The sequence below is a fragment of the Kribbella sp. NPDC056345 genome (assembly GCF_042262745.1).
Lineage (GTDB): Bacteria > Actinomycetota > Actinomycetes > Propionibacteriales > Kribbellaceae > Kribbella.
The window spans coordinates 18,300-31,594 of record NZ_JBHJQQ010000017.1 but is presented as its reverse complement, the minus strand read 5'-3'; the positions used below and the strand labels follow the sequence as shown (position 1 = coordinate 31,594).

14 protein-coding genes are annotated in these 13,295 nt (G+C 68.9%); 8 read left to right on the top strand and 6 right to left on the bottom strand.

Going from position 1 to position 13,295, the window contains the following annotated elements; translation table 11 throughout:
• Positions 1–567, top strand: coding sequence for a hypothetical protein (locus ACFCV3_RS37355; RefSeq protein ID WP_376038758.1), 567 nt, complete (start codon positions 1–3; stop codon positions 565–567).
• 45 nt (positions 568–612) lie between these two features.
• Here the strand turns inward: ACFCV3_RS37355 and ACFCV3_RS37350 are convergent, their stop codons facing one another.
• The 5 genes from ACFCV3_RS37350 to ACFCV3_RS37330 all read right to left on the bottom strand — a co-directional run bounded on the left by ACFCV3_RS37350 (position 613) and on the right by ACFCV3_RS37330 (position 5,345).
• Positions 613–1,236: a response regulator transcription factor gene (locus tag ACFCV3_RS37350; RefSeq protein ID WP_202874854.1), complete on the bottom strand. Its 624-nt coding sequence runs from the start codon at positions 1,234–1,236 to the stop codon at positions 613–615.
• Positions 1,233–2,480 carry a sensor histidine kinase gene (locus ACFCV3_RS37345; protein ID WP_376038755.1) on the bottom strand — a complete coding sequence of 416 codons (1,248 nt, stop codon included), beginning with the start codon at positions 2,478–2,480 and terminating at the stop codon, positions 1,233–1,235. The genes ACFCV3_RS37350 and ACFCV3_RS37345 overlap by 4 nt, the downstream gene beginning before the upstream one ends.
• Before the next feature lie 16 nt (positions 2,481–2,496).
• The gene (locus ACFCV3_RS37340; protein ID WP_376038752.1) at positions 2,497–3,252 is read right to left on the bottom strand and encodes an ABC transporter permease; all 756 of its coding nucleotides are present in this window, start codon (positions 3,250–3,252) and stop codon (positions 2,497–2,499) included.
• Positions 3,249–4,154, bottom strand: coding sequence for an ABC transporter ATP-binding protein (locus tag ACFCV3_RS37335; protein WP_376038750.1), 906 nt, complete (start codon positions 4,152–4,154; stop codon positions 3,249–3,251). Before ACFCV3_RS37335 ends, ACFCV3_RS37340 begins: the two co-directional genes overlap by 4 nt.
• A gap of 240 nt (positions 4,155–4,394) precedes the next feature.
• Positions 4,395–5,345 (bottom strand): saccharopine dehydrogenase, encoded by a 951-nt coding sequence (locus ACFCV3_RS37330; protein WP_376038747.1) that lies wholly within the window; start codon positions 5,343–5,345, stop codon positions 4,395–4,397.
• Between the two features lie 70 nt (positions 5,346–5,415).
• On the opposite strand from ACFCV3_RS37330, the gene ACFCV3_RS37325 reads away from it, so the two are divergent.
• Positions 5,416–5,958, top strand: a complete 543-nt coding sequence (locus ACFCV3_RS37325; RefSeq protein ID WP_376038745.1) for a TetR/AcrR family transcriptional regulator — start codon at positions 5,416–5,418, stop codon at positions 5,956–5,958.
• A gap of 1 nt (position 5,959) precedes the next feature.
• Here ACFCV3_RS37325 and ACFCV3_RS37320 read toward each other — a convergent pair whose 3' ends face one another.
• Positions 5,960–7,747: an AMP-dependent synthetase/ligase gene (locus tag ACFCV3_RS37320; protein WP_376038743.1), complete on the bottom strand. Its 1,788-nt coding sequence runs from the start codon at positions 7,745–7,747 to the stop codon at positions 5,960–5,962.
• 105 nt (positions 7,748–7,852) lie between these two features.
• Between ACFCV3_RS37320 and ACFCV3_RS37315 the strand changes: the two genes are divergently transcribed.
• The 6 genes from ACFCV3_RS37315 (at position 7,853) to ACFCV3_RS37290 (ending at position 13,286) form a co-directional block, all read left to right on the top strand.
• Positions 7,853–8,761, top strand: a complete 909-nt coding sequence (locus ACFCV3_RS37315) for an SRPBCC family protein (RefSeq protein ID WP_376038741.1) — start codon at positions 7,853–7,855, stop codon at positions 8,759–8,761.
• Positions 8,762–8,767: 6 nt separating this feature from the next.
• A complete protein-coding gene (locus tag ACFCV3_RS37310) occupies positions 8,768–10,057 on the top strand; it encodes an ArsA family ATPase (RefSeq protein ID WP_376038739.1) in 1,290 nt (429 codons plus the stop codon).
• Positions 10,054–10,443 (top strand): hypothetical protein, encoded by a 390-nt coding sequence (locus ACFCV3_RS37305; protein WP_376038737.1) that lies wholly within the window; start codon positions 10,054–10,056, stop codon positions 10,441–10,443. The genes ACFCV3_RS37310 and ACFCV3_RS37305 overlap by 4 nt, the downstream gene beginning before the upstream one ends.
• Positions 10,434–11,393 (top strand): ROK family glucokinase, encoded by a 960-nt coding sequence (locus tag ACFCV3_RS37300; protein ID WP_376038735.1) that lies wholly within the window; start codon positions 10,434–10,436, stop codon positions 11,391–11,393. The genes ACFCV3_RS37305 and ACFCV3_RS37300 overlap by 10 nt, the downstream gene beginning before the upstream one ends.
• A 70-nt stretch (positions 11,394–11,463) precedes the next feature.
• On the top strand, positions 11,464–12,594 hold the full coding sequence (locus ACFCV3_RS37295; RefSeq protein WP_376038732.1) for an ROK family glucokinase: 1,131 nt from the start codon (positions 11,464–11,466) through the stop codon (positions 12,592–12,594).
• Entirely contained in the window at positions 12,591–13,286 is a 696-nt protein-coding gene (locus tag ACFCV3_RS37290; protein WP_376038729.1) for an endonuclease/exonuclease/phosphatase family protein, read from the top strand. Before ACFCV3_RS37295 ends, ACFCV3_RS37290 begins: the two co-directional genes overlap by 4 nt.
• Positions 13,287–13,295 lie beyond the last annotated feature (9 nt).

Here is a 13,295-nt window from a genome sequence, read left to right as displayed (position 1 = left end):
ATGGCGCGCAAGCTGTTGATGCTGTCCGGCCTGGCCACTGTGGTCCTCGCCATCGTCACGTATGCCGCCCCGGTCTCACTCGCCGGTGCGTCTCCGTCTCCCGCCCAGGAGACAACTACCTCCGCCCACGCCGAAGGTGCGTCAGCACCGCACGGCACTTCCGTGATCCCCAGGCCCGCAGACCTTAAGGGCAAGGCGAAAGTACTGGCTCCGCCTCCTGGCGGCTGGTCGGTCCCGAGCCAGCGGAACTACACCATCACCTCCTCGTGCCAGTCGCACGCAGCTGCCATCCGGCAGGGTGCAGCAGCCTGGCAGGGCCTTCGGGAAGGTGGCGGCACTCCGATCGAGTGCCGCAACGGCTACATCACCGACTGCGGTGGTGGCAGCAACGTTGTCGGCTGCAACTGGGGAGCCGGTCAGCGCATCGCCTTGTACATGGGCGGTGTGAACGACGACGCCCTGCTGGTCGCGCACGAGTTCGGCCACAACTGGTACGGACACTCGACCTTCCGCTGTGCCGGTTGGGGCAGTCCGTCCGAGGTGATGGCACCGAGTATCTGTAACTAGCTTGGTGCTGGTGGTCCGGTCCGCACCTGCCGGCGGACCGGGACACTACGCTCCCAGAATCCCTTGCTGGTAACCCTTTGCGACTGCCGCGGCCCGATCGTTCACGTCCAGCTTGGTGAAGATGTGGCTGAGATGTGTCTTGACCGTGGCCTCACTGATGAACAGCTCGCGGGCGATCTCCCGGTTCGAGGTTCCCTTCGCGACCAGCGCCAGTACTTCGCGTTCCCGGGCAGCCAAGGGGCTCGGGGCCGGCGACTGTACGGCGGAGACCAGTCGGGACGCGACCGCGGGGGAGAGCACCGCCCGCCCGGCCGCGGCCTCACGAACGCCGAGGAACAGCTCCTCCGGCGGAGCGTCCTTGAGCAGGTAGCCGGTCGCCCCGGCCTCGATGGCGGGCACGGTGTCCGTATCGGTGTCCCACGTGGTGAGGACCAGCACCTTCGCGCGAGCGCCGCGGCGCTGCAGCTCGGCGATCGCCTCGAGACCACTGCCACCGGGCATCCGCAGATCCATCAGAATCACGTCCGGATCGAGCTCGGCCGCCAGCGCGACCGCCTCGACGCCGTTCGACGCCTCCGCGAGCACGGTGAATCCGGGGACCGACTCGAACATGCCGCGGAGCCCGTTGCGGACGACCGGGTGGTCGTCGACCAGTAGTAGCGAGATCACGTGGTTCCCCGTTCGTCGACGACCAACGGTACGCGGGCGGAGACCGCCGTACCGGATCCTGGTTCTGATTCGATCGTGAGTGAGCCGGCGATCCGCTCGGCGCGGGCGCGCATCCCGTCGAGGCCGAACCCGCCGGTGCCCGTGCGAACCGGCAGGCTGAGCGCGTCGAACCCCTTGCCGTCATCGCGGACGTCGAGTGTCACCTCGGTGTCCATGAAGCTGAGCGTGACACCGACCCGGGTGGCCGACGCGTGTTTGCCGACATTCGCGAGTGCCTCCTGGGTGATCCGGAGCAGGGTTGCGGAGATCTCGCCGTGCAGCCGCTGGGCGGTGCCGGTGACGGTCAGCTCGGTCCGTACGCCGGTGCGCTCCGCCCACTGGTCGACCGTTTTGCGCAGCGCCTCCGGGAGGCCGTCGTACGAGAGTCCTTGCGGAGCTAGGTTCTGGACCGACCGTCGGGCTTCGCCGAGACTGTGCCGGGCCAGGTCGGTCGCCCGGGTGACGTGCTCCTCGGCGACCTTCGGATCGGGGGTGGTCGCGACGACCTGGAGCTGGGCGATGATGCCGGTCAGGCCCTGGGCGAGCGTGTCATGGATCTCCGCGGCCAGCCGGCGGCGTTCGTCGGCGACACCGGCCTCGCGGGCCTGGATGAGGAGCTGGGCGTGCAGAGCGGCGTTCTCCTCCTGGGCCTTCTCGAGCTCGGCGATCGTGGCGGCCCGTGCCCGCGATCGTTCCTCCTCCTGCTCGGACAGTCGCCCGACGAAGTTCAGCAGCGCGTTGTTGGCGACGAGCAGGCAGCCGAACACGATCCAGCCCATCGAACCGTCTCTCGGGATTCCGCCGACCTGGGCGAACGAGATCGGCACCGAACAGGCGAACAGGGCGAACCGCTGCTGGTTCCGCCCGCGCAGCAGGTAGCCGGGATCGAAGTACCCCGCAGCGACATAGAACGCGTAGAAGCCGTTCATCAGCGCGAGGGGGGCGCCGATCGCCCAGCGGAGCACGTAGTACACCGTCGAGGTGGCGTCCGGTCCGGAGCGTCGGGGACCCGCCCAGAACCACCACAGGTGCACGACTGTCGCCGCGGCGACCAGAGAGATCACGGAGAGCTGCTGCCAGCGATGCGGGGTGATCAGGTCGGCAGTGGCGATCGCCAGGATCGAGGACATGACGAGCAGCACCGGCGGCGCCAGGCGGGTGAACACTGCCCGGCGCCGATCGATCTTGTCCCCTGTCGTCGTCACGGCATTAGTCTGCATGCTATTCCCAGCGGAACCAGCGCACGGCGGCCGCCGACAGCACCACGGCCCAGGCAGCCAGTACGCCGAGATGCGACCAGGCGGGCCAGTCGCCCGTTGCGGCCTCGCCGAGCGCCTCGGCGGCGGCGCCGAACGGAGTGAGGGTGACGATGCGCGCCATCAGGTCCGGCATCGCCTGCACCGGCAACCACATCCCCGCGCAGAACAAGCTCGGGAAGAACGCCGCGGAGCCGATCGCGGTCGCGATCTTCGCCGTCCGCGCCACGGCTGTGATCACCGCGCCGAAGGCGAGGGCGGCAGCGCTGGTGAGCAGCAGGGCCAGCACGTAGCCGAGTGGCTGACTCGGCAGCGGTACGCCGAACGCGAGCCGGCCGATCGTGAGGCAGACGACGGCCGAGACCAGCGCGGCGCCGCCGTTCAGGATCATCTGGGTGGACAGCAGCGCGGACGGGCGGACCGGGGTGGTCGACATCCGGCGCAGGATGCCGCGTTCGCGGTACCCGGTCAGGACCGGCGGCATCGTCTGCAGGCCCGTCATGATCACGGCGACCAGGACCAGGACCGGCACGTACACGTCGATCATCCGCAGTCCGCCGAGGCCCGGCTCGGGATCCCGGAAGGAGGGGATCGAGCCGAGGATCACGAGCAGGATCGGCGGGAAACCGAGGGCCCAGAACAAGGTGCCGGGTTCACGCCCGAAGAGGCGGGCCTCGGTACGCAGGACGGCGACGTACGGGGAGGTGGCGGTAGCGCTCATGAGGTGGCTCCGGTGAGATTCAGGAAGGCGTCGTCGAGGGTGGCATCGGTGATGCGGAGCTGGTGCGCGGTGAGGTGCCGGCGGACCAGCAGCGCGATCACCGCGTTGACGGTCTCGTCGGTACCACTCAGAGTGATCCGGCCGTTCTTGTGCTCGACCGAGGTGAGCGCGGGCAGCGCGGCGAGCTCTTCGTCGTCGAGCGGGCCGGACGGCGTGAACGAGATGACGGTCGAGCCCGCGGACCGGGCGATCAGACCGTGCGGGGTGTCGAGTGCGGTGATCCGCCCGTGGTCGATCAGGGCGATCCGGTCGCACAGCCGCTGCGCTTCCTCCATGAAATGGGTGACCAGGAGGACCGTGACACCGCTGGCCCGGACGTCCTCGACGATCTCCCAGGTATCGCGGCGGGCCCGCGGATCGAGCCCGGTCGTCAGCTCGTCCAGCACGACGACCCGCGGGTTGCCGATCAGCGCGAGCGCGATGAACAGCCGCTGCTTCTGACCCCCACTCAGTACGCCGAACCGCTTCTTCAGCATGCTGGTGAGCCCCAACCGCTCGGCGAGTGCCCGCCAATCCGCCGGCCGCGGGTAGAAAGCGGCGTACAGCTCGAGGGCCTCCTGCACGGTGAGCTTCGCTTGCAACTCACTCTCCTGCAACTGCGACCCGAGCACCCGAGTCACCGCCTCCCGGTCCCCAACCGGATCCAGCCCCGCCACCCGGATCCGCCCCTCATCCGGCACCCGCAGACCGGAGATGCACTCGACGGTGGTCGTCTTCCCAGCCCCATTAGGCCCGAGGATCCCGAAAATCTCCCCCTCCCCAACGCTGAACGACACCCCGTCCACCACGGCCCGCCCGCCGTACAACTTCCGCAACCCACTGACTTCCACGACCGGATTCATACCCAGAGCCTCGCGGACCGCCCGCCACCCCCACATCGCCCGATAAGCCCCATCCCATCAACCAATCGGCTGACCCCCGCCTAGCAACCGTGGCCTTGAACAGGAAGTGGCGGGCCTGAACAGGTCATTCCTTGTTCAAGCCCGCGAGGCGGTGTCTACACCCCCGACAAGAGGCCGGGGGCGCGTCCGCTCGCCTCCACGCCGGTTCGGGGTGGAGGTGCAGGTTCGCGTTGGCGGTGGTCAGGGGGTGAGGGTGGCGCCGGAGGTGCGGAGGCGGGTGGTGGCGTGGGTGGGGGTGATGAGGGCTTCGGGGGAGTGGATGCCGGGGGCAACGGGGTCGGTGAGGAGGCGTTCGACGAGGAGGGCGATGCCTACGGCGGTGACTGGGCGTTGGCCGGCGGGGTGGGTGAGGTCGTGGGTTGCGGTGCGGTTGCCGGCGGACAGGTGGATGCGTACGTCGTGGGAGGGGGTGCCGCGCTGGCGGCGGCCGGAGGACTCGCCCATCGCGAAGGCGAAGCGGACGTTGGCGGCGCCGGTGGCCAGGGCGAGGCTTGGTACGTCGAGGATCGCGGCGAGCTGACCGGGGATGGTGCCACCGTCGAGATTCGGTACGGCGACCTCGGTGTCGGCGGTCCAGCGGAACGTGCCGTTCTCGCGGATGTAGGCCGCGGGCGATGCGTCGGCCAGTCGTTCCATGTCGGTTGCCGAGGCGGGTCCGCCGGCGTCCTGGTCGTCGAGGATCGCGCTGATCTCGATCGTCTCGACCGGGCCGAACTCGCGGACCACGTCCAGCGCCGCGAGCGTGATCACCCCGGCGGCCCAGTGGCTGGCCAGCACGATCGGGGCGCGCCGGCTGCCGGCGATCACCTCGGGCGCGATGTCCGTCATACCGCTGGAGATGCTGAGGTACGGGATCTCGTGATCCTGGGCGTACCGCAGTCCGTGCAGGTGCTTGTCCCAGACGGTCGCGACGACGGCCGAGTACGACGTGTGGTCCGGCAGACCGAGGTCCGGCCGGGTCAGGTCGATGGTGGCGGCGGTCGCCGTACCCAGGTCGTCGGCGACACGTTGGGCGCGGCCGAGGTCGCGGCCGGCGATCGTCACGGGCAGGTCGGGATGCCACTCGCGGAGCATCGTGGCGGTGCTCGAACCTGCTTGACCTGAGCCGCCGAGCATCAGTACCGGGTGCATGTTTCCTCCTAAGCTACATTTTGTAGGCTACAAGTTGTAGCTTAGGATCTGGGGTAACGCAAGGAGGGTCATGGCGGCTCGGATGTCCAAACAGGCAAGGCGCGACCAGCTGCTCGATGCTGCCCTCGCGGTGGTCCGCGAGCGGGGGACCGACGGGCTCACGCTGGTCACGCTCGCCGAGGCGGCGCAGGTCAGCCGGCCGATCGTGTACGACCACTTCGGCACCCGTTCGGGGCTGTTGCTGGCGCTCTACCGGCTGCTCGACGAGCAGCATCGGGCCGCCGTCACGCAAGCCCTCGAGGGTGCTGCCGACACCGCGCAGGTCTTGAGTACGGCGTACTTCGCGTGCGCGACCGATCTGCCGGAGTTCGCGGCGGTGTCCGCGGCGCTCAAAGGCGATCCGGACGCGGAGGCTGCTCAGCACGAGCTGCTCGGCGACTACGTCAAGCTGATGGTGACGGCGCTCAAGCCGCACTCGAAACTCGCGCCCAAGGCGCTGCGCCTGCGGTGTCTGGCGTTGCTGGGCGCGGCGGAGGCATTGACTGTCGAGCTGAACCACGGACGCATCACGGCCGGCGAAGCAGTCACAACCTTCGCCGGCCTGATGCGCTGAGTTACTTGGTGTAGAGGGCCTCGACGTCGGCCTCGTGGTTCGCCATCACGATGTGGCGGCGCAGTGAGAGCTTCAGGGACAGCTCGCCGGACTCCTGCGTCCAGTCGATCGGCAGGATCTGGAACTTGCGGATCGCCTCGGCCTTGGAGACCGTGCCGTTCGCCTCGTCGACCGCCTTCTGCAGCTCGGCGATCAGATCCGCGTCATCGGTCAGCGCGGCGACGTCGGTCGGCTTCCCGCGCTCGGTCGCCCACGGGACGATGTTCTCCGGGTCGATCGTGATCAGCGCCGCGATGAACGGCTTGCCGTCGCCGACCACCATGCACTGGCTGACCAGCGGGTGCAGCCGGATCTGGTCCTCGAGCACGGTCGGGGCGACGTTCTTGCCGCCGGCAGTGACGAGGATCTCCTTCTTGCGCCCGGTGATCTTGATGAACCCGTCGACGTCGAACTCACCCAGGTCGCCGGTGTGGAACCAGCCCTCGGAGTCGATGGCGGCCGCCGTACCCTCGTCGTTGTTCCAGTAGCCCGACATCACCTGACCGCCCTTGAAGAGCAGCTCACCGTCGTCCGCGACAGCGACCGTCACACCAGGAAGCGGCCGGCCCACGGTGCCGATGCGGATGTCGGTCGGCAGGTTCACCGAGACCGCGGCGGTGGTCTCGGTGAGGCCGTAGCCCTCGAGAACCGGTACGCCGATACCGCGGAAGAAGTGGCCGAGTTTGTCACCCAGCGGCGCGCCGCCGGAGACGGCGTACTGGACCTTGCCGCCCAGGACCGCGCGCAGCTTGCTGAAGACGAGGCGGTCGAACAGGGCGTGCTTGGCCTTCAGGCCGAAGGACGCGCCACCCTTGTCCTGGGCCTGGGAGTACGCGATCGCGGTCTCCGCGGCGGCGTCGAAGATCTTGCCCTTGCCGTCGGCGTGCGCCTTCTGGCTGGCCGAGTTGTAGACCTTCTCGAACACCCGCGGCACGCTCAGGATGAAGGTGGGCTTGAAGGAGCCGAGGTCTGCGACCAGGTTCTTCACGTCCGGGCTGTGCCCGACCTTGACCCGCTTGATCACGCAGCCGACCTGGATGATCCGGGCGAAGACGTGGGACAGCGGCAGGAACAGCAGGGTGCTCGCGCCGTTGGTGTCGAAGAGCTCGTCGAGGATCTTGACGGCCGGCTCGAGCTCGGCGAAGAAGTTCCCGTGGGTGATCCGGCAGCCCTTCGGCCGGCCGGTCGTGCCGGAGGTGTAGATCAGGGTCGCCAGGTCCTCGGGCGTCACCGCCGTACGGCGCTTGTCGTACTCGGCGTCGGTGATCTCGCGGCCGAGCTCGGTGAGCTGGTCGACGGCACCGGCCTCGATCTGCCAGACCTCCTGCAGCGCCGGGGCCTCGGCCCGGGCCGACTCGATCACGGCGCCGTGGGTCGCGTTCTCGGCCACCGCCACGACGGCCTCGGAGTCGGTCAGGATCCACTGCACCTGGGAGGCCGACGAGGTCTCGTAGATCGGCACGGTGACCGCGCCGATACTCCAGATCGCGTAGTCGACCAGGGTCCACTCGTAGCGGGTCGGGCTGAGCAGGGCGACCCGCTCGCCGTGCTTCACGCCGGCCGCGATCAGGCCCTTGGCGACTCCGGCCACCTGGGCGGCGAACTCGGCCGCGCTCACGTCCTGCCACGCCTCACCCACCCGGCGGCTGAACACCGGGAGGTCAGGATGGGACGACGCGTTGGCCCACACGACATCGCTCAGGCTGCCGGTGGGCGGCTCGGTCACAGCAGGAACGGTGTACTCACGCATCCGCGTCTCCTCAGTCGGTCACGAATTGTCGACTTCCGGCGCACGCTACAGTCACCTACCCAGAAGTAGCCAGGTTTATGTGACCCACGGAACTAGGTTCTAGTCATGCCCACACTCGACATCAGTTGCGACGACCTGGTCGTTGCGGATCCAGCCTACGTCGCCGAGCGGCTCGGTTCGGACACCCTGTGGCGCGAGTGGTGGCCGGAGCTCACCCTGACCCCCTCCGAACGGCGTGGTGCCGAGGGCGTGCGGTGGGCCGTCACGGGCGCCGCGATCGGTACGGCGGAGTGGTGGCTGGAGGAGGTTCGGGACGGGGTCGTCGTGCACTGGTACCTGCGGGTCGATCCGGTCCGCCCGGTCCGGGGCCGGGCGCTGACCAGGGTGCGGGAACGGTACGTGACGCAGTACCGGGAGCGGTTGTGGGCGTTCAAGGACGAAGCCGAAGCGGGCCGCGCCGCGGGCGAGCGACGACCCGGGCACCAAGCCGCGATAGTCTCTCGCTCTGAGCAACTCCCGGCAGTGCACTTCCCGTTTGGTCAAGACCCGTTTAACCAGGCCCGGCAGCAAAGAGGTGAATCGATGGCGGATCAGACCACCTCGACCATCGTGGTGAACGCGACCCCCAAAGAGATCATGGCGGTGATCGCGGACTTCGCGGCGTACCCGGAGTGGGCCGACTCGATGCGGGAGACCCAGGTGCTGTCCACCGACGAGGCCGGCCGGCCCAAGCAGGTCCGGTTCAAGGTCGACGCCGGCGCGATCTCCGACGAGTACACGCTGGACTACGTCTGGTCCCGCAACGAGGTCACCTGGACGCTGGTCGAGGCCAAGATGGTCAAGGGCATGGACGGCGCGTACGTGCTGCGTGACCTGGGCGCGGAAGGAACCGAAGTGACGTACCGGCTGGCGGTGGACGTGGCGATCCCGATGATCGGCATGCTGAAGCGGAAGGCCGAGAAAGTCATCATCGACACAGCCCTGAAGGGGCTCAAGAAGCGCGTCGAGTCCTGATCAGACGTGACTCGGGTACTGCTGTACACAGGTAAAGGTGGCGTCGGCAAGACGACGTCGGCCGCGGGCACGGCCACGCTCGCCGCACTGCGCGGTCTGCGCACGCTGGTGCTGTCGACGGACGCCTCGCACTCGCTGTCGGACGCCTTCGACTCCGAGGTCGGCCAGGAGCCGACCGAGATCGACGACCTGCTGTTCGTCCAGCAGATCGATGCGCAACGCCGGTTCGAGCGGTCCTGGGGCGACATCCAGGCCTATCTGCGGTCCGTGCTGCACATGGTCGGCGTGGACCCGATCGAGGCCGAGGAGCTGACCGTGCTGCCGGGTGCCGAGGAGGTGCTCGCGCTGCTCGAGGTGCGCGACCACGTCCGGTCCGGGCGCTGGGACGTGATCGTGGTCGACTGTGCGCCGACCGCCGAAACCCTGCGGCTGCTCGCCCTGCCCGATGCGCTGAACTGGTACATGGAGCGGATCTTCAACGCCGAGCGCAAGGTGATGCGGACGTTCCGGCCGTTCCTGAGCCGGTCGTCGAGTATCCCGATGCCGGACGACACCGTCTTCGACGCGCTGCGCCGGTTGCAGGCCGACCTCTCCGACATCCGCGCGCTGCTCGCCGGCCCGGACGCTTCGGTGCGGCTGGTGCTGACGCCGGAGGCCGTGGTGGTGGCGGAGGCTCGACGTTCGCTCACGCGCTTGTCCTTGTACGGGTACCGGGTCGACGGTGTGGTGGCCAACCGGGTGTTCCCGGCGGCCGGTGCCGACACCTGGCGCCGGCAGTGGGTTGCTGCTCAGCGCGGGATCCTGGAAGAGGTGGCCGACTCGTTCCGGCCGCTGCCGATCTGGGAGTCGCCGTACCGGGTTTGTGAGCCTGTTGGGGTTGAGGAGCTGGCCGCTTTCGCTGTCGAGATGTACGGCGGGGACGATCCGTTCGCGCGGGCTACCGAAGAGACTTCGTTGTGGGTGGATCGGCACATCGATACCGATGGGCGCACCTACACGCTGACGATGCCGTTGCCGCTCGCCTCTGCGAGCGAGTTGGAGCTGGCGCGGCACGGCGATGAGCTGATCATCACCGTGGGGTCGTACCGGCGGGTGCTGCCGCTGCCGGCGGCGCTGGCGCGGGGCGTGGTGGCTGGGGCGCGGCTGGACGATGGACGGCTGCAGGTGCGGTTCGCGCCGCGCGAGGTGGCTCGGCCGCTCCCGATCGAGGCGGCTTCCGAGCTGGCTCAGGGACTGACGGCTGAGTACAACGCTCAGCAGGAGCCGCGTGAGGCTGCGATTGGGGAGAGCCGGTGAGCAAGGAGCCGGTGGGGTCGGTCGCCGAGGAGGCCGCGAAGCTGTTCGCCGTACTGCAGGCTGCTGCGGATACTCATGGCGGAGAGCATGTGGCTGAAGACCCGCCTGAATCACATGAGCACAAGGCTGGGCCGGACTGCGTCTGGTGCCCGGTGTGCCAGCTGATCAACAAGGTGCGCAACACCAGCCCGGAGACGATCGAGCAGCTGTCGACGGCCGCCGCCCAGGTGCTCGGCTCGGTGCGTACGTTGCTGGAGGCCGCGGCCGAGGTCGCCCGCCAGAAGCAGGAGGACGCAGCGTCGCGTTCCTCGAAGTCTGAAGAGGAGCCGGTCGCACCCAAGGTGGACCGGATCGACGTGAGTGAGGACCCCGAACCATGGGACTGACCATCGGTATCGATGTCGGCGGGACCAAGATCGCCGCCGGTGTCGTGGACGCGGACGGCACGATCGGTGCCCGGACGCATCGCGACACCCCGGCCGACTCGGTCGACGCCACCGCTGCGGCGATCGTCGACGCGGCCGCTGAGCTGATCGCGGCGCATGAGGTGGAGGCTGTCGGGATCGGCGCGGCCGGGTTCGTTTCGTCGGATCGGTCGACCGTGCTGTTCGCGCCCAACCTGGCCTGGCGGGACGAGCCCCTCGGGGCCCGGGTCGCAGAGCAGCTGAAGATCCCGGTGGTGGTGGAGAACGACGCCAACGCCGCGGCCTGGGGGGAGTTCGCCTTCGGTGCCGCGCGGGATGCCGAGCACATGGTCTGCATCACGGTCGGGACCGGTATCGGCGGCGGCGTGGTGATCGATGGCGAGCTGCTGCGTGGCGCCCATGGTGTCGCAGCCGAGCTCGGCCACATGCGCGTCGTACCGGGCGGTCATCGCTGTGGTTGTGGAGCGCGCGGCTGCTGGGAGCAGTACGCGTCCGGCCGGGCGCTGGTGCGCGAAGGGCGTGCGCAGGCGGAGTCCGGTTCGCTGGCTGCGGCGCAGATGCTGAGTGTGTGCGGGATCACCGATCCGGCTGAGTTGACCGGGCCGATGATCACCGAGGCTGCCGCGGCGGGGGATCCGTGTGCGATGGAGCTGCTGGAGGATCTCGGGCGATGGCTGGGCGAGGGGCTGGCGAGTATCGCCACGCTGTTCGACCCGACCACGATCGTCATCGGTGGTGGCGTGAGCGCGGCCAAGGAGCTGCTGATGAAGTCGGCGCAGGTCGCCTTCGAGAAGCACCTTCCGGCCCGGTCCAACCGGCCGCATCCTTCGTTCGGGCTCGCCGAGCTGGGGAACGACGCCGGCCTGATCGGTGCCGCTGACCTCGCCCGTAAGCCCGCCCCGGTCCTGTGACGGCCGGTCGAGTGATTGGCATGCTGCGGGATACTGGACCTACTGAGGGGGACACGACGAGGAGGCTCGTGTGGCTCTGACGCAGGCTTTGACGATCGGCATCGACATCGGTGGCACCAAGGTCGCCGCCGGTGTGGTCGACCCCGAGGGCAACATCCTGGACCGGCTGCGCCGCGACACGCCGACCAAGGACCCGCGCGAGACCGAGGACGCGATCGCCGAGATCGTCCGCGACCTCGAGTCGCGGCACGACGTGATCGCGGTCGGGATCGGAGCGGCCGGCTTCGTCGACGGGACGCGGTCGTCGGTGCTGTTCGCACCGCACCTGGCCTGGCGGCACGAGCCGCTGCGGGACGCGGTCGAGCGGCGGCTCGGCGTACCGGTCGTGGTCGAGAACGATGCGAACGCGGCCGCCTGGTCGGAGTGGCGCTTCGGTGGCGGGCAGGGTGAGAGCCACCTGGTGTGCGTCACGCTGGGGACTGGTATCGGCGGCGCCATCCTGAACGACGGGGCTCTGCAGCGCGGGAAGTTCGGCATCGCGGGCGAGTTCGGGCACATGCAGGTGGTGCCGGGCGGGCATCGCTGCGAGTGCGGCAACCGTGGATGCTGGGAGCAGTACGCCTCCGGTAACGCCCTGACCCGGGAGGCGCGTGAGCTGGCGCTGTCGGGGTCGCCGGTCGCGCACAACCTGCTGCGGGCCGCCGGTGGCGATCCGCGCAAGATCAACGGACCGATGGTCACCGAGCTGGCCAAGGACGGCGACCCGGTCGCGGTCGAGCTGCTCGAGGATGTCGGTCGCTGGCTCGGCATCGGCCTCGCCAACCTGGCTGCCGCGCTCGACCCGGGCACGTTCGTGATCGGTGGCGGGGTCTCGGATGCGGGCGAGCTGCTGCTGGCGCCGGCGCGGGAGGCGTTCAAGCGGACGCTGACCGGTCGTGGTTTCCGGCCGGAAGCGCGGATCGTGCGCGCGGTGCTCGGACCCGAGGCAGGCATGGTCGGTGCTGCCGACCTCGCGCGCGAAGAGGCAACCTGGCTGCGCCGAGTCCGCGTGAAGACAACTGCGGTAACAGCCAAGACAGCCGCCGCCCGAGGCCGCTCCACCCGAGTAGAACGAGCCGCCCGCAAGTCGGCAGCCCGCCGCACCGGCCTCCGCGCCGCATCCCCCGAAACCGCCGTCGAACTGGACGACTCGGAGGCATGACCTCAGTTCTGAGGGTCTTGTCGTACAACGTTCACCGGTGGGGGGATGATCGGGAGGCGTTGGCTCGGGTGGTGCGGGGGTGTGCGCCTGATGTGATGTTGGTGCAGGAGGCTCCTACTTGGTGGGGGACTCGGCGGAAGCGGCGGGCGATGGCGGCCAGTTTTGGGTTGCGGTATGTTGCCGCGTCCGCGCGGAATGCGATTTTGGTTGCTGAGAGCATCGATCTGGTCGAGGCGTTGCACTGGCGGATCTGGCGGCCGTTCGTTCGCCGGCGGTTGCGGCTGATTGCGACGCAGCTGCCCGGTGGGGCGGTCGGTGGGCGGGTGACGGTGGGGTCGGCCGAGCTGGCACTGGTGGTCTGCCATCTTGGGCTGCACATTCTTGGCCGGCAGCATGAGCTGGAGCAGGTTCTGCGCGGCTGCCGCTCGTTCGGTACGCCGTACCTCCTGGTCGGTGATCTCAACGAGACCCCGGACGGGCCCGTGTGGAAGCGGTTGGCCGACGAGGGGTTGATCGACCTCGGGGTGGACGCCGGGCCGACGTTCAGTTCGCGTGATCCGCACAAGCGGATCGACGGGGTGCACGTCTCGCCGGGGCTGTCGGGCCGGGTGCTGCCGATCCCGGCCGAGGTTGCGGATGATCTTCCGCTCGCATCCGACCACCTTCCCCTCTTGATCGAGCTGCACCTCTGAGACATAGGA

Coding starts and splice junctions, on each gene's coding strand:
- ACFCV3_RS37325 (WP_376038745.1), top strand. CDS start 5,416: ATGGCGGCTCGGATGTCCAAACAGGCAAGGCGCGACCAGCTGCTCGAT.
- ACFCV3_RS37300 (WP_376038735.1), top strand. CDS start 10,434: ATGGGACTGACCATCGGTATCGATGTCGGCGGGACCAAGATCGCCGCC.
- ACFCV3_RS37355 (WP_376038758.1), top strand. CDS start 1: ATGGCGCGCAAGCTGTTGATGCTGTCCGGCCTGGCCACTGTGGTCCTC.
- ACFCV3_RS37320 (WP_376038743.1), bottom strand. CDS start 7,747: ATGCGTGAGTACACCGTTCCTGCTGTGACCGAGCCGCCCACCGGCAGC.
- ACFCV3_RS37290 (WP_376038729.1), top strand. CDS start 12,591: ATGACCTCAGTTCTGAGGGTCTTGTCGTACAACGTTCACCGGTGGGGG.
- ACFCV3_RS37330 (WP_376038747.1), bottom strand. CDS start 5,345: ATGCACCCGGTACTGATGCTCGGCGGCTCAGGTCAAGCAGGTTCGAGC.
- ACFCV3_RS37335 (WP_376038750.1), bottom strand. CDS start 4,154: ATGAATCCGGTCGTGGAAGTCAGTGGGTTGCGGAAGTTGTACGGCGGG.
- ACFCV3_RS37315 (WP_376038741.1), top strand. CDS start 7,853: ATGCCCACACTCGACATCAGTTGCGACGACCTGGTCGTTGCGGATCCA.
- ACFCV3_RS37340 (WP_376038752.1), bottom strand. CDS start 3,252: ATGAGCGCTACCGCCACCTCCCCGTACGTCGCCGTCCTGCGTACCGAG.